The organism is Chelatococcus sp. KU-N122, from assembly GCF_055391085.1.
The window spans coordinates 967,879-990,321 of the sequence record NZ_AP043981.1 but is presented as its reverse complement, the minus strand read 5'-3'; the positions used below and the strand labels follow the sequence as shown (position 1 = coordinate 990,321).

At 69.7% G+C, this 22,443-nt stretch carries 20 protein-coding genes; 8 read left to right on the top strand and 12 right to left on the bottom strand.

Features of this window, described 5'->3' with window-relative positions:
• Nucleotides 1–481: 481 nt before the first annotated feature.
• Nucleotides 482–2,086: an FAD-dependent monooxygenase gene (locus ACZ5PO_RS04440; protein WP_464190665.1), complete on the bottom strand. Its 1,605-nt coding sequence runs from the start codon at nucleotides 2,084–2,086 to the stop codon at nucleotides 482–484.
• A 61-nt stretch (nucleotides 2,087–2,147) separates the two neighbouring features.
• Complete coding sequence (locus ACZ5PO_RS04435) at nucleotides 2,148–3,560, bottom strand: MFS transporter (RefSeq protein WP_464190663.1); 1,413 nt, start codon at nucleotides 3,558–3,560, stop codon at nucleotides 2,148–2,150.
• Nucleotides 3,561–3,958: 398 nt separating this feature from the next.
• Between ACZ5PO_RS04435 and ACZ5PO_RS04430 the strand changes: the two genes are divergently transcribed.
• Nucleotides 3,959–4,498 (top strand): MarR family winged helix-turn-helix transcriptional regulator, encoded by a 540-nt coding sequence (locus tag ACZ5PO_RS04430; RefSeq protein ID WP_464190661.1) that lies wholly within the window; start codon nucleotides 3,959–3,961, stop codon nucleotides 4,496–4,498.
• A gap of 151 nt (nucleotides 4,499–4,649) precedes the next feature.
• The gene (locus ACZ5PO_RS04425) at nucleotides 4,650–5,072 is read left to right on the top strand and encodes a YciI family protein (RefSeq protein ID WP_464190659.1); all 423 of its coding nucleotides are present in this window, start codon (nucleotides 4,650–4,652) and stop codon (nucleotides 5,070–5,072) included.
• An 8-nt stretch (nucleotides 5,073–5,080) separates the two neighbouring features.
• Here ACZ5PO_RS04425 and ACZ5PO_RS04420 read toward each other — a convergent pair whose 3' ends face one another.
• The 4 genes from ACZ5PO_RS04420 to ACZ5PO_RS04405 all read right to left on the bottom strand — a co-directional run bounded on the left by ACZ5PO_RS04420 (nucleotide 5,081) and on the right by ACZ5PO_RS04405 (nucleotide 8,214).
• Complete coding sequence (locus tag ACZ5PO_RS04420) at nucleotides 5,081–6,220, bottom strand: thiolase C-terminal domain-containing protein (protein ID WP_464190657.1); 1,140 nt, start codon at nucleotides 6,218–6,220, stop codon at nucleotides 5,081–5,083.
• 5 nt (nucleotides 6,221–6,225) lie between these two features.
• On the bottom strand, nucleotides 6,226–6,636 hold the full coding sequence (locus tag ACZ5PO_RS04415) for a Zn-ribbon domain-containing OB-fold protein (RefSeq protein WP_464190655.1): 411 nt from the start codon (nucleotides 6,634–6,636) through the stop codon (nucleotides 6,226–6,228).
• Nucleotides 6,637–6,736: 100 nt separating this feature from the next.
• On the bottom strand, nucleotides 6,737–7,609 hold the full coding sequence (locus ACZ5PO_RS04410; RefSeq protein WP_464196668.1) for a transglycosylase SLT domain-containing protein: 873 nt from the start codon (nucleotides 7,607–7,609) through the stop codon (nucleotides 6,737–6,739).
• 161 nt (nucleotides 7,610–7,770) lie between these two features.
• The gene (locus ACZ5PO_RS04405) at nucleotides 7,771–8,214 is read right to left on the bottom strand and encodes a hypothetical protein (RefSeq protein WP_464190653.1); all 444 of its coding nucleotides are present in this window, start codon (nucleotides 8,212–8,214) and stop codon (nucleotides 7,771–7,773) included.
• Between the two features lie 420 nt (nucleotides 8,215–8,634).
• On the opposite strand from ACZ5PO_RS04405, the gene ACZ5PO_RS04400 reads away from it, so the two are divergent.
• From ACZ5PO_RS04400 to mnhG, 6 genes are read left to right on the top strand one after another with little or no spacing between them, the layout of a single operon-like run.
• Nucleotides 8,635–11,541 (top strand): monovalent cation/H+ antiporter subunit A, encoded by a 2,907-nt coding sequence (locus ACZ5PO_RS04400; RefSeq protein ID WP_464190651.1) that lies wholly within the window; start codon nucleotides 8,635–8,637, stop codon nucleotides 11,539–11,541.
• The gene (locus tag ACZ5PO_RS04395) at nucleotides 11,541–11,879 is read left to right on the top strand and encodes a Na+/H+ antiporter subunit C (protein ID WP_464190649.1); all 339 of its coding nucleotides are present in this window, start codon (nucleotides 11,541–11,543) and stop codon (nucleotides 11,877–11,879) included. Before ACZ5PO_RS04400 ends, ACZ5PO_RS04395 begins: the two co-directional genes overlap by 1 nt.
• Complete coding sequence (locus ACZ5PO_RS04390; RefSeq protein ID WP_464190647.1) at nucleotides 11,879–13,504, top strand: monovalent cation/H+ antiporter subunit D; 1,626 nt, start codon at nucleotides 11,879–11,881, stop codon at nucleotides 13,502–13,504. The genes ACZ5PO_RS04395 and ACZ5PO_RS04390 overlap by 1 nt, the downstream gene beginning before the upstream one ends.
• Nucleotides 13,504–13,992, top strand: a complete 489-nt coding sequence (locus tag ACZ5PO_RS04385; protein ID WP_464190645.1) for a Na+/H+ antiporter subunit E — start codon at nucleotides 13,504–13,506, stop codon at nucleotides 13,990–13,992. The genes ACZ5PO_RS04390 and ACZ5PO_RS04385 overlap by 1 nt, the downstream gene beginning before the upstream one ends.
• Nucleotides 13,989–14,297 (top strand): K+/H+ antiporter subunit F, encoded by a 309-nt coding sequence (locus tag ACZ5PO_RS04380; protein WP_464190643.1) that lies wholly within the window; start codon nucleotides 13,989–13,991, stop codon nucleotides 14,295–14,297. The genes ACZ5PO_RS04385 and ACZ5PO_RS04380 overlap by 4 nt, the downstream gene beginning before the upstream one ends.
• A complete protein-coding gene (gene mnhG / locus ACZ5PO_RS04375) occupies nucleotides 14,294–14,656 on the top strand; it encodes a monovalent cation/H(+) antiporter subunit G (protein ID WP_464190641.1) in 363 nt (120 codons plus the stop codon). The genes ACZ5PO_RS04380 and mnhG overlap by 4 nt, the downstream gene beginning before the upstream one ends.
• Before the next feature lie 45 nt (nucleotides 14,657–14,701).
• Here the strand turns inward: mnhG and glpK are convergent, their stop codons facing one another.
• The 6 genes from glpK to ACZ5PO_RS04345 form a co-directional block, all read right to left on the bottom strand.
• Nucleotides 14,702–16,207: a glycerol kinase GlpK gene (gene glpK, locus ACZ5PO_RS04370; protein WP_464190639.1), complete on the bottom strand. Its 1,506-nt coding sequence runs from the start codon at nucleotides 16,205–16,207 to the stop codon at nucleotides 14,702–14,704.
• Nucleotides 16,204–17,781, bottom strand: a complete 1,578-nt coding sequence (gene glpD, locus ACZ5PO_RS04365; RefSeq protein ID WP_464196666.1) for a glycerol-3-phosphate dehydrogenase — start codon at nucleotides 17,779–17,781, stop codon at nucleotides 16,204–16,206. Before glpD ends, glpK begins: the two co-directional genes overlap by 4 nt.
• 234 nt (nucleotides 17,782–18,015) lie before the next feature.
• Nucleotides 18,016–18,771 carry an alpha/beta hydrolase gene (locus tag ACZ5PO_RS04360; protein ID WP_464190637.1) on the bottom strand — a complete coding sequence of 252 codons (756 nt, stop codon included), beginning with the start codon at nucleotides 18,769–18,771 and terminating at the stop codon, nucleotides 18,016–18,018.
• 23 nt (nucleotides 18,772–18,794) lie between these two features.
• Nucleotides 18,795–19,781 (bottom strand): ABC transporter permease, encoded by a 987-nt coding sequence (locus ACZ5PO_RS04355; protein WP_464190635.1) that lies wholly within the window; start codon nucleotides 19,779–19,781, stop codon nucleotides 18,795–18,797.
• On the bottom strand, nucleotides 19,778–20,824 hold the full coding sequence (locus ACZ5PO_RS04350; protein ID WP_464190633.1) for an ABC transporter permease: 1,047 nt from the start codon (nucleotides 20,822–20,824) through the stop codon (nucleotides 19,778–19,780). The genes ACZ5PO_RS04355 and ACZ5PO_RS04350 overlap by 4 nt, the downstream gene beginning before the upstream one ends.
• Entirely contained in the window at nucleotides 20,821–22,374 is a 1,554-nt protein-coding gene (locus ACZ5PO_RS04345; RefSeq protein WP_464190631.1) for a sugar ABC transporter ATP-binding protein, read from the bottom strand. Before ACZ5PO_RS04345 ends, ACZ5PO_RS04350 begins: the two co-directional genes overlap by 4 nt.
• Between the last annotated feature and the right edge of the window lie 69 nt (nucleotides 22,375–22,443).

Below are 22,443 nucleotides of genomic sequence, written 5' to 3'. Positions count from 1 at the left end.
GATAAGCCTCGATTTCATGGCCTTTACTCGGCCAGCCAAATCATACTCGGTAGACCTTAGTCGGCGAAGCGCCACGGCCAGCGGGCCGTCGGTGCGATACGTGATGACCGCCTGTCCAATCGTCAGGCGGATTTACAGGAACGGAATGCAAAACCTACACCGTGAAACCAACCAAGACGCTGCCAGGCGGCTCTCCGTCGCCAAGGCAGCCGGCAAGACCCCTCCCACCGGGCTCCGTGATGCCAAGAGGCCGGAACCGACGGGGCTCAGCAGGGCCGAACTGCGCAAGATCGTCATCGATCTCATCGGCTGATGTGAATGTGGCGGACGCTCCGATGAACCGGAGCTGCTGCTCGACCTCTCGACTTCGGCATCGGACGGGCGGTCAAGGCCGCGAGCTGCTCGCGGGTCCGATGCTCCAACTCCTTCAATCCAGAGCGCGTCGTTTGCGATCGGGCTGTTCCCGCCGATCGCGACGCGCTCACCTCGCGGCCGAAGCCATGCCGATGGCGCGGCCAAGGATAGCGGCGGCGTCGGCCGGTTCGTCGACGGCCGCCCAGGCCACGAACTGGTCCGGGCGCACCAGCACGAGCGACGCCTCATAGCGGCCACGCAGCTCGGCGCCGTCGTCCGCAACCACCTTGAGCGGGACGCGTAGCCGCGCCGCCGCCCCGCTGAACGCGACCGCGGCGGCGCCGCTGCCGTTCAGCGCCAGCAGGGTGAAGCCGTCCCCGAGCTCATCGTAGACATTGCGCCCCGACGACAGGATCTGCGGCGTCAGGTGATGGCCGGCGCGCGCCTTGACGGCGTGGGAGCCGACGGCACTGGGTGTTCGCGACGCGGGGCCGAGGACGATCGGCGAGCCCTCGTAGTTCGGCTCGAAGGCGTTGACTTCGCCCTGCGCCCCGGACTGGCGCGCCGCCCAGGCGCGCTCGAACGCCTCCTTGTCGCGTGCCGGATCGTAAGCGCGCAAAAAGTCGCCGTCGTCGCGGATCGCTTTCTCAATGAAGTCGCGCGCGGTCGAGGCGAACACCGGCTGACGCTCCGCGCTGTAGGAGGCGAGCAGGCCCGGGCCGGCCCAGCCCTCGAGCGCCGCGGCGAGCTTCCAGCCGAGATTGACCGCGTCCTCCAGCCCCGTGTTGATGCCATAGCCGCCGTAAGGCGGGTGGCTGTGCGCGGCGTCGCCGGCGATGAAGATGCGGCCGGCGCGGTAGCTGTCGGCCACGGCGAAGCGCAGGTCCCAGAAGCCGATGTGCTCGAACGCCACGTCGAACTCGGCGCCGACGGCGGCGTGCAGGTAGCGGGCGAAATCCATGCTGTCCCGCGTCGTGCCCGGCGGCACCGGCGCATGGAAGAACCAGGTGCTGCCGAGATCGACGCGGCCGAAGAACTGCCAGTAGCCGTTCAGATCCGGGTGGAGGACGTTGTAGAACGACTTGCCGGGGAAGCGTTGCAGCAGCTCGTGCAGCTGCGTGGAGCGGAACACCAGCAGCACCATCAGGCGATCGTGGTCGGACCTCGTCTGGGCGATGCCGGCGTGCTCGCGCGTGAGCGAGCGGCTGCCGTCGCAGCCGACGGCGTAGCGCGCCCGGATCGTGCGCCGGCCGCCGTCGCGCTCCGCGGCCACGATGCGGACGCCATCCTCGTCCTGGTCGACGGTCTCGGCGGTCCAGCCGTAGAGCGCGCTGACGCGATCGAGCTGGCCGAGGCGCGCTCGCAGCACGCGCTCGGTGGCATATTGCGGCAGCCGCTCGTTGTCGGTGAAGTAGAACGGCCGCACCAGCTCCCGCTGGAGCCAGTCGTAGCTGTAGCCGCCGAGCAGCGTGCCGTAGGCCGTCAGGCCGCCGATGCCATAGTCCTTCGGCACGGTGCGGGCCGCTCTGAGCTGCCGCTCGGCACCCCAGAAATGGAAGTGCTCCATGGTCCGCTGGGTCAGGTTCTGGCCCTTGGGGATCGGCTGTGGCTCGACGTAGCGCTCGATGAGCGTGCAGCGGATGCCCCGCTGGCCGAGCTCGATGCCGAGGCCGATGCCGACCGGCCCGCCGCCGATGATGGCGACGGCGGTCTCCTCCTCCAGATCGCTCATGGGTACTGCTGTTCCTGATGCCGGTGATGGGGACGATGTCACGGCCCGAGCCTCGAACGGGTCATCGGGCGTGGGGTTCGATGTCGGCGAGCGGCGGCACCGCCGGCCGGTCCGCTCCGGCTGCGTCAGCGGGCGGCTTCGCCACCTGGCTCAGCACCGCGGCGGCGGCCGCCACGACCAGGGCCGGCAGCGCCGCCACGAGGAACAGCGGTCCGCTGCCCCAATGCAGGGCGAGCAGCGCGCCGCCGACGAGGGGGCCGACGATCGAGCCGGCGCGGCCGATGCCCAAGGCCCAGCCCACGCCGGTCGAGCGCACGCTGGTCGGGTAGAACATCGCCGCGAGCGCGTTGGCGGCGATCTGTCCGCCGACGATGCAGAAGCCGGCGCAGAAGATCGCGGCCGTGGCGAGCGGGATCGACTGGCCGGAGATGCCGATGGCGGCCACCGCCACCGCCGCGACCGTGTAGGTCAGCGCCAGCGCGCCGAAGGAGAAGCGGTCGATGAAGCGGCCGAGCACGAGCGTTCCTGCTACGCCGCCGACCTGGAGCATGGCGCCGATCACGGCGGCGAGCGACACCGAGGCCCCGAGGTCGTTGAGCACCGTCGGCAGCCAGTTCGAGAGGAAGTAGAGGTCGAGCAGGCTCATGAAGAACACCACCCACAGCAGCAGGGTGGGCAGGGCGCGGCCGTGGGCGAACAGGTGCTGCAGGGGGAAGCCGGCGAGCTTGGCCTCGCTGACGCCGAAGCGGATGTCGGGTGCCAGCTGCTGGTGCGGAAAGACGCTCGCCATGAGCTGCCGCAGGCGCGCGTCGGACCCGCCGGCGACGGCGAGGAAGCGGGCCGACTCCGGTAGCAGGACGCCGAGCACCGGCGCCAGCAGCAGCGGCGCGATCCCGCCCACCAGGAAGACCGAGCGCCAGCCGAACGTCGGGATCAGGGCCGCAGCGATCAGCCCGCCCAGCGCGGCGCCGATGGAGAAGCCGCAGAACATCAGCATCACCATCGTGGCGCGGCGGCGATGCGGGCTGAACTCGGAGGTGAGCGCGACGGCGTTGGGCATGGCGCCGCCCAGGCCGAGGCCGGTGAGGAAGCGCACCACCATCAGGCTCGCGGTGTCCTCGACGAACACCGTGGCCAGCGTGAACAGGCCGAAGGCGATGGTGCTGGCCAGGATGATGCGCCGGCGGCCGATCTTGTCGGCGAGCGGGCCGAAGGCGAGCGCGCCGAGCATCAGGCCGAACAGGCCCGAGCTGAAGACCGGTCCGAGCGCTCCGCGGGGCAACCCCCAGTCGCGGGCCAGGTCCGGCGCCACATAGCCGATGGCCTGGGTGTCGAAGCCGTCCACGAACAGCACGGCCGCGCAGAGCAGCAGCAGGCGGACCTGGTAGCGGCCGACGGGCTGGCCGTCGATGAACGCCGCGATGTCGAGCGGTGCCCCATCCGGTCCGCGCCGCAGCTGCGCAGCTTGCGTCATGTCGATTCCTCCCGTGGGGCCGCGGCCTGTTCTCGGCCAGGCTCACTGCCGATGCGGCCAGAGCATTTCGCCATTGGATGAGATCATCCAATTGCAGAGAAACGCTCCAACTCTTTGAATCTGGAGCGCTTCCTTGCGATTGGGTGAGTCCGCCCAATCGCAAAGCGCTCCAGAACGCCTTGCGATCCGGCGGAGCCGCCGGTCGCCAGAGGCGTGCTCGAGCCGCCGGATCGCGGTCGCGCGACGCCGTGACGGTCGCAAGCTTGCAGATCGGCGGCGGGGCGTCAATATTAATCAGACGTCTGATTATATCGGCAACGAAGCGGCCCGCGCCTTTCCCCTGCCTACCCCATCCGGCGGATTGGCAGGGCGTACAAGCGTTTGATAGAAGCGTAGCAATGACATCCGATCCGCTTGCGCAGCTGCATGGACGCCCCGGTTTCATGATCCGCCGGGCCCATCAGATCGCCGTCGCCGTCTTCGTCGAGGAAACAGCGGACCTCGGCATCACCACGACGCAGTTCGGCATCCTGTACCTGCTGCGCCACCACGCCAGCATAGATCAGATCACCGTCGCCCGCCTGCTGGGACTGGATCGGTCGACCACCAGCATGGTGCTCAAGACGCTGGAGAGCGCAGGTCTCGTCGCCCGCGTGGTGGAGGCGACCGACAAGCGCCGGCGCAGCCTGGAGCTGACGCCTGCCGGGGTCGACATGCTGGGGCGCCTGGAAGCGCCGGCGGCGCGGGCGATCGAGCGCCTGCTGTCGCCGCTCGCCGCGGACGAGCGGCCGCTGTTTCTGAGCCTGCTGCACAAGCTCACGGCTGCCTTCAACGCCACCTCGCGCGTGCCGCTGATGACCACCGCGCTGGCTCGGCCGGCCACGTCGGACGAGCGCCCCGCGGCGTCGCGGACGAAGGCGGAGCTCGGCGGAGACTGAGGCAGGCGCTGCGCCAGCGCATGGGCCGATCCGATGAGGGCACCGCAGGCTCGCAAAAATGCGCTCTCGTGCTGTCGGCCGGGTGCGACCTCGTGCGTCCTATCCACGAGACGAGGCTGATCCGGGCCTCGATCCCGGAGGGGAGCAACCGATGCGCGTGATGGTTCTGGTGAAGGCGACCGCCGACAGCGAGGCGGGGATGATGCCGTCGAGCGAGCTTCTGGAAACCATGGGCAGGTACAACGCGGAGCTGGTCGAGGCCGGCATCCTCCTGGCGGGCGAGGGCCTGCACCCGTCGGCCAAGGGCGTGCGGGTCGCCTTCGACGGGGCGGGCCGCACCGTCATCGACGGCCCGTTCGCCGCGACGCGGGAGCTCGTCGCCGGCTTCTGGCTCTGGGAGGTCAAGGACATGGCGGAGGCGGTGGCATGGGTGAAGCGTTGCCCCAACCCCATGCCCGGCCCGAGCGAGATCGAGATCCGCCCGGTGTTCGAGGCCGCCGACTTCGGCGACGCCCTCACGCCGGAGATCGCCGAGCTGGAGGACCGTCTTCGCGAACAGGTGGCGCGCCGCTGAGCCGCCCCTCACGCTTCGTTGGTGAAGACCACCGTGCCGGAGGCGGCGAACATGCCGCCCACCCCGTGCGCCACCGAGATCCTGGCGTCCTTCACCTGCGCCGGCGCGGTGCCGCGCATCTGCCGCACGCTCTCCTGCAAGGCATACATGCCGTACATGCCCGAGTGCATGTAGCTCAGGCCGCCGCCGTTGGTGTTCAGCGGCAGCTTGCCGCCGATCGCCGTGTTGCGCGCGGCGATGAACGGGCCGGTCTCCTCGTGTGGCATGAAGCCGAGGTCGCCGAGCCCGAAGAGCGGCAGGTGGGCGAAGGCGTCGTAGATCATCAGGTGATCGACGTCGGCGTGGGTGATGCCGGCTTCACGGAAGGCGGTGGGGCCCGCCACGCGAAACGCGCGCGACGAGGTGAAGCTTTCCATCTGGCTCACCATCGGCGTCTCGACGCTCTCGCCGGTGCCGAGGATGTAGACCGGCTTCTGCGGGAAGTCCCTGGCCCGATCGGCGCTGGTGAGGATCAAGGCGCCGCCGCCGTCGGTGACCAGGCAGCATTGCAGCAGCCGGAACGGATAGGCGATCATGCGCGAGTTGAGCACGTCGTCGACGGTGATCGGCGCCTTGAAGGTGGCCCGCGGATTGAGCGCCGCCCATTCGCGCTGCACCACCGCCACCATGGCCAGCTGCTCGTGGGTGATGCCGTAGGTCTTCATGTAGCGCAGCACCGGGATGGGGAAGAGGCTCGGCGGCCCCATCGGCCCGTAGGGCTGCTCGAACTGTCCGTTGAGGCTGTCCGGCGCCACCTGCCGCGGCGGCCTGCCGATGCCCGAGCGGCCGCTCTCGGCGTGGGTGATCAGCACCGTCTTGCAGTAGCCGGCGGCGATGGCCGCCGCCGCGTGGCGGACGTGTAGCATGAACGAGCAGCCGCCGACGGAGGTGCCGTCGACCCAGGTCGGCGTGATGCCGAGGTAATGCGCGATCTGCTGGGGCGTCTCGACGGCGGTGGCGATGCCGTCGATGTCGCCGGGCTTCAGCCCGGCGTCGGCCAGCGCGTTCAGGGCCGCATCGGCATGCAGCTGGATCTGCGACATGTCGGGGATGACCCCGAGCTGCGTGGTCTCGGCCGCGCCGACGACGGCGATCTCCTTGGGGCGCATCGTCGTCAGCCTTTCGCCGGGCGGAACAGGGGCAGCGTGATCGTTTCGTCGAGCGGTTCGAACACCACGTCCAGCGGCATGTCGAGCTCCAGCGCCTCCGGCGTCTGCGGGCAATCGACGATGTTGGTCATCATGCGCGGCCCCTCGGCCAGCTCGACCACGGCGATCGCATAGGGCGGCGTGAAGCCGGGCACCGGCCGGTGGTGGATCACATAGCTGTACAGGCTGGCCTTGCCGCTCGCCGCGTAGACCTCGACCTCGCGAGACCCGCACGCCGGGCAGAACGGCCGCGGCGGGAAGTAGGACTTGGCGCAGGCGGCGCAGCGCTGCAGGCGCAGCTCGCCCTTGCGCGTGCCATCCCAGAAGTGTTGCGTCTCCGGCGTCGGCACCGGACGAGCCCGCGCAGGTTGAGCCATCGCGACACGATCTCCATTCATCTCGACCATGCATATACACGCAAGCGCGCCGCGACCAATGCGTCTGCTGCAGGGCATGGCGGCCGCGGGTGCCTGCCGCTCAACTCTTCAGCACGATGCAGGCGCCGTTGATGGCCCGAATGCGGTTGCAGAGCGCGTCGGCGGCCGTCCGCGTCGGTGCCGGAACACGGATACGGTAGAACACGCGGGTGCCGCGGCTGCGCAGGCGCGTGCCGATGATCATCGGCCTGCTGTCGCCGATCACCGAGCGGTACTGGTTACGGGCTCGGGAAAAGGTCGCCAGCGCCTGCGCGCGCGAGAAGTTGCCGGCGAGCTGCACCCCCCATGGTGCGAAGATGGTGTCCTCGCCGGTGCCGCGCGGCAGGCCCGGCAGCGGCGGCGCCCCGGGCCGCCGCAGCACCGCCACCGTCTCGCGGCACGACAGGGTCTTGGCCTCCGGCGTCTCGGGCTCGGCGGCCGTCTTGCCGGCGCGGTAGTCGTCGGCCCACTCGTCGACGCTGCGGCCGGTGACGGCGATCACGTAGTTGCGGGTTTCCGTCGGCATGCCGCCTTTGCCGTCGAGCCAGTTCGCCAGGCGGGTAGGGCCGCCGTTATAGGCGGCAGCGGCCAGGCCCCAGCTGCCGAAGCGGCGCTTGAGGTCGACCAGGAACTTCGCCGCCTTGGGAATCGCCTGCTCCGGATCGAACGGGTCCGCCAGCCCCATGTCCGCTGCGGTTCCCGGCATGAACTGGGCGATGCCCTGAGCCCCGACCGGGCTGACCGCCGTCGCCCGGAAGGCGCTCTCGCGGTAGATCAGGCGCGTCAGGAAGCTCGGGGGCAGACTGTGCGCCTTGGCCGCGCCGTCGATGATGCGGCAGACCGCCTGCTCGGGCGTCTCCGTGGCGCCCGGCGCCGCGGCTGCCGTGGCCACTGTGGCGGGCGCTTCGGCGCGCAGGCCGCCGAGGCACGCCATGGCGAGCAGGAACAACAGGGCGCATCCGCTGGTGCCGACAAAGGCCCTGGACATCGTCGCTCCCCACTCCGCGCTCGCCGCCGATTAGAGCGCAAGCTCTAGCGATGGCGGGCCGCGATGCAATAGCCGTCTTCTCGATCGATGGGTCGTCCGGTCTTGCCTCAGGCGGCCCTTGGCTGGCGCGCCAGGGGGAGGGCTGTGAGGCGTCGCTTGTCCTGGACGCCCTGGAGGACGAAGGAGATGAGGGCCTCGTCGACCTGATCGGCCTCGCGGACGATCTCGAGGGCGGCGGTGACGCCGGCCTCGGTGGGGCCGTTGCCGGCGGCGAGGGAGGTGGTGAGCCAGGTGGCGATCTCGGCGTCGACGCGTCCGGTGGGGCGGAGCGACCAGACGACGAAGTCGACGATGAGGCGGACGAAGAGGTCGTCCCAGGCCTGGCACTTGTGGTCGATCATGCGGTCGAGGGCGATGAGGAGATCGGCCTCGTCGCGGTGCATGATGTCGTTGGGGAGGATGCGGGTTGCGAGGTCGCGGACGTCGTTGCTGGAGATGTTTCCGGCATCGAGGGTGCGTTCAGCGAAGGCGTGCAAGGATGTCTTGATCATGACTTGGTGCCTCTCCGGCGAATTGTTTTGTGTGCCGGTGTTGTTCCTGTTGTGCACCAAGGATTACGGGGTGGATCTGGCTGAGAGGTTAACGTGGAAGTGTGAACGTCTGTTCAGGTTAAACGAAGCTGACGCGGCTTAGTTCATGAACTCTTGCATTCGCATTCCGTTAAGCTTCCCAAATTCTTGACGGCGACGCGGTCGGGGCCGGCCTTGCGGTTCATCGTCGCCGCCATGAAAACGATCCGCCCGCCGAGGGACGAGCCGGCGACGATGTGATAAGGGCTCAAGCCGAGGGGGCGCCGGGAGCGCCTGCTCGACGGCCTTGATCAATCCACCGATCGGCGTCGATGATGGCGACGACCGGGGCGCGTCGCATGGTGGCGCTGGCATCTAGACCACGGAGGCAGCGCGCCCGGCATGTCCGACGAGATATTGCTCCTCGCCCTCGTCGGCCTGCCGTTCGTCGGGAGCCTGCTCGCAGCCGTGCTGCCGCGCCGCGCCCGCACGGCCGCGGCTCTGATTGCCGCCGTTGTCACGGTGCTCGGCACCGCCATCACGATCCTGCTCTATCCGCGCACCGTGGACGGCGCCGCCATCGGCATCAAATTGCCCTGGATTCCGGCCCTCGGGCTCGAATTCGGCCTGAGGATCGACGGGCTCGCCTGGCTGTTCGCCTTCCTCGTGTGCGGCATCGGGGCACTCGTGGTGCTCTATGCGCGCTATTACATCTCCGCCGAGGATCCGGCGCCGCGCTTCTTCAGCTTCCTGCTTGCCTTCATGGGCGCCATGCTTGGCGTCGTCCTGGCAGGCAACCTCATCATGCTGGTGTTCTTCTGGGAGCTGACCAGCCTCTTCTCGTTCCTCCTCATCGGCTATTGGCACCACAACGCGAGCGCCCGCGATGGCGCCCGCATGGCCCTGACCATCACGGCCGCCGGCGGCGTCTGCCTGTTCGTGGGGGTCATTCTCCTCGGCCGGATCGTGGGCAGCTACGACCTCGACGTGGTCCTCGCCGCGGGGGACAAGATCCGCTCGAGCCCCCTCTACCTGCCGATGCTGATCCTGGTGCTGCTCGGCGCGCTGACGAAGAGCGCCCAGTTCCCGTTCCACTTCTGGCTGCCGAACGCCATGGCGGCGCCGACGCCGGTCTCCGCCTATCTGCATTCGGCCACCATGGTGAAGGCCGGCGTGTTCCTGCTGGCGCGGCTGTGGCCGGTGCTGGCCGGCACGGAGGCCTGGTTCTATCTGGTGGTGCCGGCCGGCCTCGCCACGCTCGTCATCGGCGCCTATTTCGCCATTTTCCAACAGGATCTGAAGGGGCTCCTCGCCTATTCCACCATCAGCCATCTCGGCCTGATCACGCTGCTGCTGGGTCTCGGCAGCCCGCTTGCGGCCGTGGCCGCCGTCTTCCACGTCCTGAACCACGCCATCTTCAAGGCCTCGCTGTTCATGGCCGCAGGCATCATCGACCACGAGACCGGCACCCGCGATCTGCGCCGCCTGAGCGGGCTGTGGCGTTCCATGCCGCTCACCGGCTCCCTGGCCATGGTGGCCGCGGCGGCGATGGCGGGCGTGCCGCTGCTCAATGGGTTCCTGTCCAAGGAGATGTTCTTCGCCGAGGCGGTGGCCGACCATACCGGCTCCCTGCTCGACGATTCGCTGCCCTATTTCGCCACTCTCGCCGGCGCGTTCTCGGTGGCCTACTCGCTGCGCTTCATCCTCGGCACCTTCTTCGGCCCGCCGCCGTCCGGCCTGCCGCGCACGCCCCACGAGCCGCCGCGCTGGATGCGCTTCCCGGTCGAGCTGCTGGTCGTCGTCTGCCTGATCATCGGCATCGTTCCCGGCCTGTCCGTGGGGTGGCTGCTGGCGGATGCGGCGCGGGCGGCGGTGGGGGCCGAATTGCCCTACTACAGCCTCGCGGTGTGGCACGGCTTCACCTTGCCGCTGCTGATGAGCGTCCTTGCCCTGGTCGGCGGCACCGCGCTCTACCTCGCCCTGCGCGGCTATCTCGACAGCGGCGTCGACGGCCCGCCGCTGGTGCGCGACCTCAAGGCCCAGCGCATCTTCGAGAACGTCATGCTGACGCTGTCCTGGAAGTGGGCGCGCGCGGTGGAGCAGGCTTTCGGGACGCGGCGCCTGCAGCCGCAGCTGAGGCTGGTCGTCCTCGTCGCCGTCCTCGCCGGCCTCGTGCCGCTCCTGATCCACGGCGCCGCGGGCGCGAGCAGCAAGCCGGTGACGCCGGCACCACCCGCCTTCGTCCTGCTCTGGGCGGTCGGGCTCGCCTGCGCCCTCGGGGCCGCCGAGCAGGCCAAGTTCCATCGCCTCGCCGCCCTCGTGCTCATGGGTGGCGCCGGCCTCGTCAGTTGCGTGACCTTTGCCTGGCTGTCGGCGCCGGACCTGGCGCTGACCCAGCTCCTGGTGGAAATCGTGACGACGGTGCTCATCCTGCTCGGGCTGCGCTGGCTTCCCCAGCGCATCGCCACCCCGAGCGATGCGCGGCCCTCGGGTGCGGTGATCGCGCGGCGGTTCCGTGACCTCGCCCTGTCCGTGGTGGTTGGGGCGGGGCTTGCCCTGCTCGCCTACGCGGTGATGACGCGGCCGCTGCCGGACACCGTCTCCCGCTTCTTCGTGGAGCGCGCCTACGTGGAGGGTGGGGGCACCAACATCGTCAACGTGATCCTCGTCGACTTCCGCGGCTTCGATACCTTCGGCGAGATCACCGTGCTGTGCGTCGTCGCCCTCACCGTCTTCGCCATGCTGCGCCGCTTCCGGCCCGCGCCCGACAGCGTCGACGCCCCCGAGCAGCAGCAGATCCAGAACGCCTACGACGCCGCCGCGCCGGACCGGCAGGTGGGCGACACCGTGGCGGACTATCTGCTGATCCCACGCCTCGTGATGGAATGGCTGTTTCCCGTCATCGCCGTGCTGGCCGCCTATATATTCATGCGCGGGCACGATCTGCCCGGCGGAGGATTTGCGGCCGGCATCGTCCTGTCCATTGCCTTCGTGCTGCAATACATGGCGAGCGGGGTGCGTCGCACCGAGGCGGCCCTGCGCGTCCTGCCGCTGCGCTGGATGGGCCTCGGCCTTCTCACCGCCGGCCTGACGGGGCTTGCCGCCGTCGTGTTGGGCCACCCCTTCCTCACGTCCCACGCACGCTATGCAAAGCTGCCGCTGGTGGGGGACGTGCCGTTGGCGTCGGCCTTCCTGTTCGACCTCGGGGTGTTCGGGCTGGTCGTCGGGGCCACCGTCCTCGTCCTCATCGCGTTCGCGCACCAGTCGCTGCGCGGCCCGCGCGAAGCGCGCCACCCGGGGGAGCCGTGATGGAGACCGTCCTCGCCATCGGCATAGGGGTCTTCGCCGGCGCCGGCGTCTGGCTGCTGCTGCGGCCGCGCACCTATCAGGTGATCATCGGCCTCTCGCTCCTGTCCTATGCGGTCAACCTGTTCATCTTCGCCATGGGGCGCCTGCGGGTCGGTGCGCCGCCGATCCTGGAGAAGGGCGCCGTCGGAGACCCGGCTGCATTCGCCGATCCCATGCCGCAGGCCCTCGTGCTCACCGCCATCGTCATCGGCTTCGCCATGACGGCCCTGTTCCTGGTGGTCTTGCTCGCCGCGCGCGGCCGCACCGGGACCGACCACGTGGACGGTCTCGGCGACTGATGAACCGGCTGCCCATCGACACCCTCGCCGTCCTCCCGGTGCTGCTGCCATTGCTGGCGGGCGCATTCCTGCTCCTGTTCGACGACCGCAGGCGTGCCCTCAAGGTGGGGACGAGCCTCGCCACCCTCGCGGCCCTGCTGGCCGTGGCCGTCGCCCTCCTCGTCGTCTGCGATGCCGGCGGGCCGGAGGGCACGGTGGTCGTCCATCGCCTCGGCGGCTGGCGAGCGCCGTTCGGCATCGTCCTGGTGGCGGACCGCCTGTCGGCGATGATGCTGGTGCTGACGGCCCTGCTCGCCTGCGCCAGCTTCGTGTTCGCGCTGGCGCGCTGGCACCGGGCCGGGCCACGCTTCTACTCGCTCTTCCTGTTCCTGCAGATGGGGCTGAACGGCGCCTTCCTGACCGGCGACCTCTTCAATCTCTTCGTGTTCTTCGAGGTGATGCTGGCGGCCTCCTACGGCCTCGTGCTGCACGGCTCCGGCATCGCGCGCATCAAGGCCGGGCTCCACTACATCCCCATCAATCTCGTCGCTTCCGCGCTCTTTCTGGTGGGCGTGAGCCTGATCTACGGGGTCACCGGCACCCTCAACATGGCGGACCTGGCCGGCCGCATCGCCGCCGTCGGCGCGGGCGAGCGCATGCTGCTGGAGGCCGGCGCCGCCATCCTCGCCGTGGCCTTCCTGGTGAAGGCGGCCATGTGGCCCCTCAATTTCTGGCTGCCCACCACGTATTCCGCCGCCAGCGCGCCGGCGGCGGCCATGTTTGCGGTCATGACCAAGGTGGGGGTCTATGTCATCCTGCGGCTCAGCCTGCTCCTCTTCGGCCCGGGGAGCGGCGCGTCCGCCGGCTTCGGGGCGGGGTGGCTGCTCTACGGTGGGCTCGCGACGATCGCCTTCGCCACGGCCGGCGTGCTGGCATCGCAATCCATGCCGCGGCTGGCGGGCTACAGCGTGCTCGTGTCGTCGGGCACGCTGCTCGCCGCCGTCGGCATCGGCGATCGCGCCATCGTCGCGGGAGCTCTCTACTACCTCGTCAGCTCCACCCTCGCGGTGAGCGCCTTCTTCCTCCTCATCGAGCTCGTCGAGCGCGGGCGCGCCGCCGGCGCGGACGTGATCGCCGTGTCCATGGAAGTCTTCGGCGACGAGGAGGAGGCGCCGACGGAGGAGGAGGTGGGCATCGCGCTGCCGCTGACCCTGGCCGCCCTGGGCGTGGCGTTCGTCGGCTGCGCCCTGCTCCTCGCCGGGCTTCCGCCCCTCTCGGGCTTCATCGCCAAGCTCGCCATGCTTTCGGCGTTGGCGAACGCCGATGGCGGCCTGCGCGGCACGTCCTGGGCGATGATCGTCCTGCTCACCCTGTCGGGCCTTGCGGCGCTCATTGCGATGGCGCGCACCGGCATCACCACCTTCTGGGTGCCGATGAACGGGAAACAGCCGAGCATCCGAGCGGTGGAGTTCGCCCCGGTGGCCTGGCTGCTGATCGTCTGCCTCGCCCTGACCGCGTTCGGCGGGCCGGCCCTGCGCTTCATGGAGGCGACGTCGCAGGCGCTGCACGCGCCCACCGTCTACGTGCGCGCCGTGCTCTCCGCCCCCGGTGCGGATCAGGCATCGTCGCCCCAGGGAGCCCGCTGATGAGCCGGATCCTGCCCCATCCCAGGCTGTTCCTGGCGCTGCTCGCCATGTGGCTGCTGCTGAACCAGCGTGTCTCGCCCGGGCAGCTCGTTCTCGGCGCCGTCATCGCCTATGCGGCGTCCTGGACCATGTCCGTGTTCCACCGCCCCAGGACGCGACTGGGGCGTCCCGTCGCCATGGTGCGGCTCGCCCTGAGCGTGCTGGCTGACATTTTTCGCTCGAACCTGGCGGTCGGCCGCATCATCCTGGCGGGTGCGCCACGCCAGGGAAGGTCGGGTTTCATGACCGTTCCCCTCGACATGCGGAACGAAGCCGGCCTCGCCATGCTCGCCATCATCCTGACGGCGACGCCCGGGACGTTGTGGGTGAGCTTCGATGCGGCCAAGGGCGAACTGCTGCTGCACGTGCTCGATCTGGTCGACGAGGCGCACTGGATCGATCTGATCAAGAACCGCTACGAGCGCCGGCTGATGGAGATCTTCGAATGAGCGGGCTATGGCAGAGCGCTCCTTGGGCGACCCTCATCCTCGGCTACGCGCTCACGCTCGCCCAGGTCATGCTGGCGCTGGCCATGGCCAGCGCCGCCCTGCGCATGCTGCGGGGGCCGCGGGCGCAGGACCGTATCCTCGGCCTCGACACCTTGTACGTGAACACGATGCTGCTCTTCCTCACGCTCGGCATGCGGGAGGGCAGCCCCTATTTCTTCGAAGCCGCGCTGGTCATCGGGCTGCTCGGCTTCGTCGGCACCGTGGCCTTTGCCAAGTTCCTCATGCGCGGCGAGGTGATCGAATGACGTCGGCGCCGGAGCTTCCCGTCTGGGCTGCGCTGCTGGTGGCGCTGCTCGTCGTCACCGGCGCGGCCATCACCCTTCTGGGCTCGGCGGGCCTTTGGCGGCTTCAATCCTTCTATGCCCGCGTCCACGCGCCCACGCTCGGGGCGACGCTCGGCGCCGGCGGCATCCTCATCGCCTCCATGCTGTGCTTCTCCGTGCTCGACGGCCGGCCCGTTCTGCACGAGATCCTGATCGCCGTGTTCCTCACGGTCACGACGCCGGTGACGCTGATGCTGCTCGCCCGGGCGGCGCTCTACCGCGACAGGGCCGAACGAAGCGCCGACGTGCCGGGATCGGCCTTTCCCAAGACGCCGGAATAGGCTGGGCGCGCGGGACAGCGCCCGCGCGCAACGTGCCCCAGCCGATCAACTCGGCTCCAGCAGGGCGCGGGCCACGGCTTCGCGCCATCCGCCGACCCGTCGCTCGCGATCGGCGGCGGTCATGGACGGCACGAAGCGGCGGTCGAGCCGCCAGTTCTCCGCGAAGGCCTGCGGACCGGGGTAGAGGCCGGCGCGCCAGCCGGCGAGGAAGGCCGCCCCCAGCGCGGTCGTTTCCCGAACCACCGGCCGATCGACGGGAGCGCCGAGCACGTCGGCGATGAACTGCATGGTCCAGTCGCTGTCCGAGAGGCCGCCGTCGACGCGGATGACCGCCTCGTCGGCCGTGAGCCCCGCGGCGGCCATGTCGGCGCGCATCGCCTCGATCAGGTCGAGGGTCTGATAGCCGACGCTCTCCAGCGCCGCCCGGGCGAGCTCCTTGCGCGTCGAGCCGCGGGTGAGGCCTGTCACGACGGCGCGCGCGTCGCTGCGCCAATGGGGGGCGCCGAGGCCGGCGAAGGCCGGCACCAGGTAGACGGACTGCTCCGGGTCCGCCTCGGCTGCCAGGGCGCCGGTCTCGGCGGCAGAGGAGATGATGCCGAGGGAATCGCGCAGCCATTGGACGGTCGCGCCGGCCGAAAAGATCGAGCCCTCGAGCGCATAGGCGCGCTCGCCGTCCCACTGGTAGGCCACGGTCGTCAGCAGGCGATGCCGCGAGCGCGGCATCACGCGCCCCGTGTTCAGCAGCAGGAACGCGCCGGTGCCGTAGGTGGCCTTGGCCAGGCCCGGCGCAAAGCAGGCCTGGCCGACGAGGCTCGCCTGCTGGTCGCCGACAAGCGCGAGAACGGGCACCTCGCGGCCGAGCCAGGTCTTCGCCGCGACGCCGAAATCGCCGGCGGTGTCGCGGACCTCCGGCAGCATCCCGGGCGGAATGCCGAACAGCCGCAGCAGGTCGTCGTCCCAGGCGCCCGTGCGGATGTCGAACAGCATCGTGCGCGATGCGTTGGTGACGTCGGTCGCATGGACGGCGCCCTCCGTCAGCCGCCACAGCAGGAAGGTGTCGACCGTGCCGAAGGCGAGCTCGCCGCGTGCCGCGCGCTCGCGGGCGCCAGGAACGTTGGCGAGAAGCCAGGCGATCTTGGTGGCGGAGAAATAGGGGTCGATCAGCAGGCCGCTGCGGTCGGCGACCAAGGCCCCGCAGCCGTCCGCATTGAGCCGGTTGCAGAGGTCCGCGGTCCGGCGGTCCTGCCAGACGATCGCCGGCGCGATCGGCTCGCCGGTGTCGCGGCTCCAGATCAGCGTCGTCTCCCGCTGGTTGGCGATGCCGATGGACGCGATGTCCGACGCCTGGAGCCCGGCCGCCGCGACCGCCTCGCGCATCGTCTCGAGCGTCGTCGTCCAGAGGTCCTCGGGGCGGTGCTCGACCCAGCCGGGGTGCGGGTAGAGCTGCGGGAACTCCCGCTGCGCGGTGGCGACCGGCGCCCAGGTCCGGTCGAACACGATGGACCGGGTCGACGTGGTGCCCTGGTCGATGACGAGCACGTGAGAATTCATACGCCCAGCCTCCCGCTCTTCCGCTCACGAGACCCGTAGCGCGCCTCCGGGTGCCGCGCCTTCACCATGAAGGCCGCCAGGGAATCGACCTGGGCCGCCGACAGGCGCAGGCCGAGCTTGGTCCGGCGCCAGATCACGTCGTCGGCCTCCTCGGCGAATTCCTCCCGCATGAGGTAGCGCACCTCCGCTTCGCTCAGGCCAGCGCCGAAGTCGATCCCCAGGGACGCCCGGTCCCCGGCGCCGCCGAGCACGCGCGACGCTCTCGCCCCGTAGGCGCCCGCAAGCCTCGAGGCGTCGGCGGATGCGAGCCACGGATAGTCGCGGATGAGGCCCGCAATCAACGCGGCTTGGCCGCCGACGGGGAAATCTCCGCCGGGCAGCGGCGCACGGCTCGTCCAGCAGGCGGTCCGGCCCGCACCGGCGCCGAGATAGGGCGACAGCTTCTCGAGCGCCTCCTCGGCGAGGCGGCGATACGTGGTGATCTTGCCGCCGATCACCGAGAGGATCGGGGCGCCGTCCTCGTCGTCGAGCTCCAGGACGTAGTCCCGCGTCGCCGCCTGCGCTGCGCCGGCGCCGTCGTCGTAGAGAGGCCGCACGCCCGCGTAGGTCCAGATGACGTCGGCGGGCGCGATGGACATCGCGAAGTAGGTGCTCGCGGCTCGGCAAAGGTAATCGATCTCGTCTGCCGTGGCCACGACGTCGGCGGGGTCGCCGGCGTAGTCGCGATCGGTCGTCCCGATCAGGGTGAAATCGCCCTCGTAGGGGATGGCGAATACGATGCGGTTGTCGGCGTTCTGAAACATGTAGCACCGGTCGTGCTCATAGAGCTTCGGCACGACGATGTGGGATCCCTGGACCAGCCGCACCTCGTTCGCATGTGGGCGGTGCAGAGCCTTCAGGAACGTGCCGGCCCAGGGGCCCGCGGCGTTCACCAGCACCTTCGCCCTCACCTCGGTCCGCTCGCGCGTCCGCTCGTCCTCGGTCGTCAGCGTCCATCCGCCCGCGTCGCGTGTCGCCGCCACCGCCCTGACGCGGGTCTGCACGGTGGCGCCGCGATCGACCGCGTCGCGGGCGTTCAGCACGACGAGGCGCGCATCGTCCACCCAGCAATCCGAGTATTCGAAGCCGCGCCCGCGCAGGCCGGGCTTGAGCGGCGCGCCCGCCGGGTCACGCGCCAGGTCGAGCGAGCGCGTCGGCGGCAGCAGCCTGCGCCCGCCGAGATGATCGTAGAGGAACAGGCCGAGCCGCAGCATCCACCACGGCCGCATGCCCTGCCGGTGGGGCAGCACGAACCGCATCGGACGGACGATGTGGGGGGCGATCTGCCAGACCACCTCGCGCTCGACGAGGGCTTCGCGAACCAGCCGGAACTCGTAATATTCCAGATAGCGCAGACCGCCGTGCAGCAGCTTCGTGGACGCCGACGACGTGGCGGAGGCGAGGTCGCCTTGCTCGCACAGATAGACCGAGAAGCCGCGTCCCGCCGCGTCCCGCGCGATCCCGCAGCCGTTCACACCGCCGCCGACGATGGCGAGATCGTAGGTTGCCGCGTCGCCGTCGTCCGGCGCCGCGATTGGGGAAGCCGTATCGTGCTCCCGTACTGTCAAGAGCTCCCTCCTCCGGTGAGGAGCAGGGCTTCGCTCCCCGTGCATCCCGCTCGACGGACGAACCTGGCCATTGGCCGGGGCGGTGCCGTCGTTCGGGGTGCGTCCTCCGCTTGGCCGGTCTCCGGAGCATGTCGCAATCGGACGCGATCATCCAATGGCACCGACATGCTCCGATCCTTTTGAACCTAACCGGTCGGCAGCCTAAGCCTTCGCCATCTCGGTGAAGAAGCCGCCGACCCGCTCGACGATGAGGTCCTTGTCGTTGTCGAGCGTGGCGACATGATAGGAATTGTTGAGCCAGAGCAGGCGGATGTCGTCGGAGCGGACGGCCTCGATGACCGCCGTGGCATTGGACGTCGGCACCAGGTGATCCTCGCGCGCGTAGATCGCCAGCGTGGGGCAGACGATCCGGGGCAGGAGATCGGCGGTCAGCGAGATCAGCACCGAGACCTCCCGCAGGCACGCCGTCGGTGTTTCCTCGTAGGCGAGCTCCTTGACGCCCGGCGCCTTGATGTCCGAGCCGATGCCGGGAATGCGCTTGGGTGGCGGATTGAGGGTGAGCGCCTCGGCGAAGGCCTCGGTGAGATGGCCCGCCGGCGCGGCGATCGGAGCGATCGCGTTGACGACACCCGCGTGGCGGGCTGCCAGGTTGAGCGTGAGCGTGCCGCCCATCGACAGGCCGGTGACGAAGACCTTCCGCTTTCCCTTGGCGAGCTCGTGCAGCGCCCGCTCCGCCTCGCCCATCCAGTCGAGATAGCCCGTCGTCTCCATATCGTCGGGCGACGTGCCATGGCCGGGCAGGCGGGGCGCGGCGACGGTGAAGCCGAAGCGGCGATGAAGCTCCTCGCCCAGGTAGCGGATGCTCTGCGTCGAGCCGGTGAAACCGTGCAGGACGAGCACGCCGACGTCACTCCCTTCGAGCGAGAACGGCTCCGCGCCTTTCAACACTGCAACCATATGCTTGTCCTCCCTTTGCTCTCTCAAGGTTCCCGCCGCGCACCGCGCGTCGCATAGGCGATGGCGGCGAGCGCGATGACAGCGCCCTGGGCCATCTGCTTTCCGGGCTCGCCGAGCCCGAAGCTGGTCAACAGGTTGAAGCAGAACATCAGCATGAACGCCGCCACCGCGGGGCCCATCACGCCGCCCTTGCCGGAGCCGAAGGTGACGCCGCCGAGGATCACCGCGGCGAGAGAGTTCAGCGCCAGGTCCGCGCCGATGCTGAGGCTGCCGAAGCCCACGAAGCCGACGAGCAGGAAGGCGCTGAGGACCGCAAACAGGCTCGATAGGATGTGCGCGGCGAAGATCGTCCTCACGTAGGGGATGCCCGACGCCAGCGCCGCCTTGGGATTGGCGCCGATGGCGTCGACGTAGCGGCCGAACACCGAAAACCGGAGAAACACGGCCATCGGGATCAGGACGGCGAGCCAGACCAGCACCGGAACGGGCAGGACGCCGATGCGCGCCTGGCAGATCTGGCGCAGTATCGCCGGCGCCTCGCCGGGCGCGCGCAACTGGCTGAGCGCCGTGACCAGGCCGCCGAGGATGAGCACCATCGCCAGCGTCACGATCACCGACGATGCCCGCAGCTTGGCGATGAAGAAGGCGTTGGTGGCGCCCACCGCTACGCCGAGCGCCAGGCAGAGCCCGATGAGCGCCGGCTCGGACAGCGGTATGACGCCGCTCGTCAGAACATAGCTCACCGCCATCGCCACGCCGCCGAACGACAGGTCCAGCGACAGCAGCCTGATGCACAGCGACTGGCCGATGACGGCGATGCCGAGCGGCGCCGCCTGCCGCAGGATCAGCAGCAGCAGAAAGGGCTGCAGCAGGTTGGGCCGTGCCAGGCCGGCGCAGATCAACAGCACGGCCGTAGCGGCATAGGCGACCGGCAGGCCGGCAAGCCGTGTCCCGAGCCTCTTCATCCAGCGCGAGCCGGTCGCGCGGTCGTCGACGATCATCCCGGTCATATGCCGATCACCTTGCGCCGCTGCAGACTGACGGCCGCGAGCAGCAGCACGCCGGTCACCACGGCCCGGAAGAAGGGCGAGACGCCGAGCAGGTTCATGCCGTTGGCGATCAGCCCGAGCGTGATGGTGCCGAGCACGGCGCCGGCAACGCTGCCGACGCCGCCCGACAGCTGCACGCCGCCGAGCGCTATGGCCGTCACGGAATCGAGGCCGAACGGCTGGCCCATGGTCGGGTCGCCGGTCGCGATCCGCCCGGTCAGGTAGATCCCGGCCGTCGCCGCGCTCAGCGAGCACAATACGTAGCAGGCGATGCGCACGGCCGTGACGCGCACGCCGCTCAAGGCCGCACTGTCGGCGTTGCCGCCGACCGCGAAGATGCGCAGGCCGAACCGGGTCATGCTGAGGAGCGTCCAGACGGCGCCGGCCGCCAGGACGCACCAGAAGAACGAGGCGGGCAGGCCCGCGATGGTCGCCTTCGCCAGCGTGATCAGGGAGGCGGGAACGGTTCCACCCGCGCCGGAGCGAAACAGCAAGGCGAGACCTTGGATGAAGGTCATGGACGCCAGCGTCATGATGAGCGGATGGACACCGAAGATAGCGACGCCGCAGCCGTTCACGAGGCCGACGGCGGCACCCGCCGCCAACGCCGCGGGCACGGCCAGCGACGGATCGACGATCACGATCAACACGCTGGTCAGGCTCACGACGGACCCGACGGAGATGTCGATGCCGCCGATCAGCGCCACGATGAGCTGGCCCAGAGCGACGAGCAGGAGGGCCGTGATCTGGCTGTTGACGTTGGCGATGTTCTGCGCGCCGAGAAAATCGGGCGAGAAGATCGACAGCAGGATGAACATGGCGGCCGGCAGGCCGACGGCAACGAGGCCGAGCCCCGAGCGGCCGCGGCCGAGGTTCGCCGATCGGAACAGCGCTCCGGCTCGCGACCCTTTGCCGACACGTCGAGATGACGCCGCATGTCCGCCCCCACCCCCTGGGCTGAGCGCGGGCATGCCGCTTGGATTGCGCGTACCGCCGGCCATCATGCGCAGAGCTCCTCGCGCGCCCGCCCCAGCAGCGCATGCGTCATGACGATCTCCTCGGTCGCCTCATGCCCCGCCAGGTCGGCGACGATGGCGCCCTCGCGCACGACCAGGATGCGATCGCAGAGCCCCCGGTGCTCGGTGAGCTCGCTCGACGTCATCAGGATCGCGCCGCCGTTGTCCGCGAACCCGCGCAGGAGCCGGTAGATCTCCGACTTGGCGCCGACGTCGACGCCGCGGGTCGGCTCCTCGACGAGCAGGATGTCGACGCCGGAGGCGAGCCAGCGGCCGATCATCACCTTCTGCTGGTTGCCGCCGGAGAGCGACGAAACGACCTGGCTCTCGCTGTGGGCGCGCACGTTCATCTCCTGCATGAGGCGCCGGACCCCCGGCCGATCCACGGCGGCGAGCGCGAGCATGGACGATGTGCGCAGCAGGCCGAGCCCGATGTTTTCTTGAATGCTGAGCGGCAGGCAGAGGCCTTCCTGCTTGCGATCCTCCGGGATGAAGCCGACACCGGCCCTCGTCGTCGCGACGACCGAGGAGCCGAGCGGCACGGCGGAGCCGGAGGAGTCGAGCTTGCGCGCGGTACCGCCGGCACGTGGCGCAAGCCCGCACAGCGCGCGAACGATCTCCCTCTGTCCCTGTCCCTCGATGCCCGCCAGGCCGACGATCTCGCCGCGATGCACGTCGAAGGTGACCGGCGGGCGTCCCGCCTCGGTCACGAGGCCGCTGACGCTCACGGCGACGCGCGGCGGGGAAATGCGGCTGCCGCGCCGGGGGTAGAGCTGCGCGAGCTCGCGCCCGACCATGAGCGAGACGAGGCCATCGCGGGTGAGGTCAGCGGTCGGACGGGTGGTGACGAGCTGTCCGTCCTTCAGCACGGTGACCATGTCGCTGAGCCGGAAGATCTCGTCGAGGCGATGGCTGATGTAGAAGACGAGCTTTCCGTCGCGCCTCTGGCCTTCGATCAGCCGGACGAGCTTGTCGACGCCGACCGCGTCGAGGGCCGCCGTCGGCTCGTCATAGATGATGATCCGGGACCGGGCCGCCGCACCCTTGGCGATCTCGATCAAATGCTGTTCGGCAATGGTGAGGGCGCCGCAGATGGCGTCGACGTCGAGGTCCACGCCGACCTGGTCGAGCAGGCTGCGGGCCTCCCGCCGCATGGCCGATCTGTCGACGAAGCCCAGCTTTCGCGGCTCCCGGCCGAGGAAGAGGTTCTCCGCGACGGTGAGGTTGGGCAGCAGCGTGAGCTCCTGAAAGACGGTGGACACGCCGGCTGCACGCGCCTCGGACGGCCCGCGCATATGGACCGGACGACCGTCCATCAGGATCTCGCCGGCGTCGGGCGGGAAGACGCCGGCGAGCAGCTTCATCAGTGTCGACTTGCCGGCGCCGTTCTCTCCGGTGATCGCGTGGACCGTTCCTCCGCGGCCCGCGAACGTGACGCGCGACAGCGCATCGACCGCGCCGAACCGCTTGCCGATCGTGCGGAACTCGACCGTCGCGGATGGCGTTTCGGTTGCCGGCGCAGGCGGCCCGTCGGACATGCGGAGACCCCTCGTATCCCGTTCGAGTTCTTTGAATCTGGAGCACTTCTCTTGCGATTGGGCGATTCC

What these genes read in the sequence shown, in the direction of transcription:
- ACZ5PO_RS04440 (WP_464190665.1), bottom strand. Translation starts at nt 2,086, where the DNA reads ATGAGCGATCTGGAGGAGGAGACCGCCGTCGCCATCATCGGCGGCGGG.
- ACZ5PO_RS04435 (WP_464190663.1), bottom strand. Translation starts at nt 3,560, where the DNA reads ATGACGCAAGCTGCGCAGCTGCGGCGCGGACCGGATGGGGCACCGCTC.
- ACZ5PO_RS04430 (WP_464190661.1), top strand. Translation starts at nt 3,959, where the DNA reads ATGACATCCGATCCGCTTGCGCAGCTGCATGGACGCCCCGGTTTCATG.
- ACZ5PO_RS04425 (WP_464190659.1), top strand. Translation starts at nt 4,650, where the DNA reads ATGCGCGTGATGGTTCTGGTGAAGGCGACCGCCGACAGCGAGGCGGGG.
- ACZ5PO_RS04420 (WP_464190657.1), bottom strand. Translation starts at nt 6,220, where the DNA reads ATGCGCCCCAAGGAGATCGCCGTCGTCGGCGCGGCCGAGACCACGCAG.
- ACZ5PO_RS04415 (WP_464190655.1), bottom strand. Translation starts at nt 6,636, where the DNA reads ATGGCTCAACCTGCGCGGGCTCGTCCGGTGCCGACGCCGGAGACGCAA.
- ACZ5PO_RS04410 (WP_464196668.1), bottom strand. Translation starts at nt 7,609, where the DNA reads ATGGCGTGCCTCGGCGGCCTGCGCGCCGAAGCGCCCGCCACAGTGGCC.
- ACZ5PO_RS04405 (WP_464190653.1), bottom strand. Translation starts at nt 8,214, where the DNA reads ATGATCAAGACATCCTTGCACGCCTTCGCTGAACGCACCCTCGATGCC.
- ACZ5PO_RS04400 (WP_464190651.1), top strand. Translation starts at nt 8,635, where the DNA reads ATGTCCGACGAGATATTGCTCCTCGCCCTCGTCGGCCTGCCGTTCGTC.
- ACZ5PO_RS04395 (WP_464190649.1), top strand. Translation starts at nt 11,541, where the DNA reads ATGGAGACCGTCCTCGCCATCGGCATAGGGGTCTTCGCCGGCGCCGGC.
- ACZ5PO_RS04390 (WP_464190647.1), top strand. Translation starts at nt 11,879, where the DNA reads ATGAACCGGCTGCCCATCGACACCCTCGCCGTCCTCCCGGTGCTGCTG.
- ACZ5PO_RS04385 (WP_464190645.1), top strand. Translation starts at nt 13,504, where the DNA reads ATGAGCCGGATCCTGCCCCATCCCAGGCTGTTCCTGGCGCTGCTCGCC.
- ACZ5PO_RS04380 (WP_464190643.1), top strand. Translation starts at nt 13,989, where the DNA reads ATGAGCGGGCTATGGCAGAGCGCTCCTTGGGCGACCCTCATCCTCGGC.
- mnhG (WP_464190641.1), top strand. Translation starts at nt 14,294, where the DNA reads ATGACGTCGGCGCCGGAGCTTCCCGTCTGGGCTGCGCTGCTGGTGGCG.
- glpK (WP_464190639.1), bottom strand. Translation starts at nt 16,207, where the DNA reads ATGAATTCTCACGTGCTCGTCATCGACCAGGGCACCACGTCGACCCGG.
- ACZ5PO_RS04360 (WP_464190637.1), bottom strand. Translation starts at nt 18,771, where the DNA reads ATGGTTGCAGTGTTGAAAGGCGCGGAGCCGTTCTCGCTCGAAGGGAGT.
- ACZ5PO_RS04355 (WP_464190635.1), bottom strand. Translation starts at nt 19,781, where the DNA reads ATGACCGGGATGATCGTCGACGACCGCGCGACCGGCTCGCGCTGGATG.
- ACZ5PO_RS04350 (WP_464190633.1), bottom strand. Translation starts at nt 20,824, where the DNA reads ATGATGGCCGGCGGTACGCGCAATCCAAGCGGCATGCCCGCGCTCAGC.
- ACZ5PO_RS04345 (WP_464190631.1), bottom strand. Translation starts at nt 22,374, where the DNA reads ATGTCCGACGGGCCGCCTGCGCCGGCAACCGAAACGCCATCCGCGACG.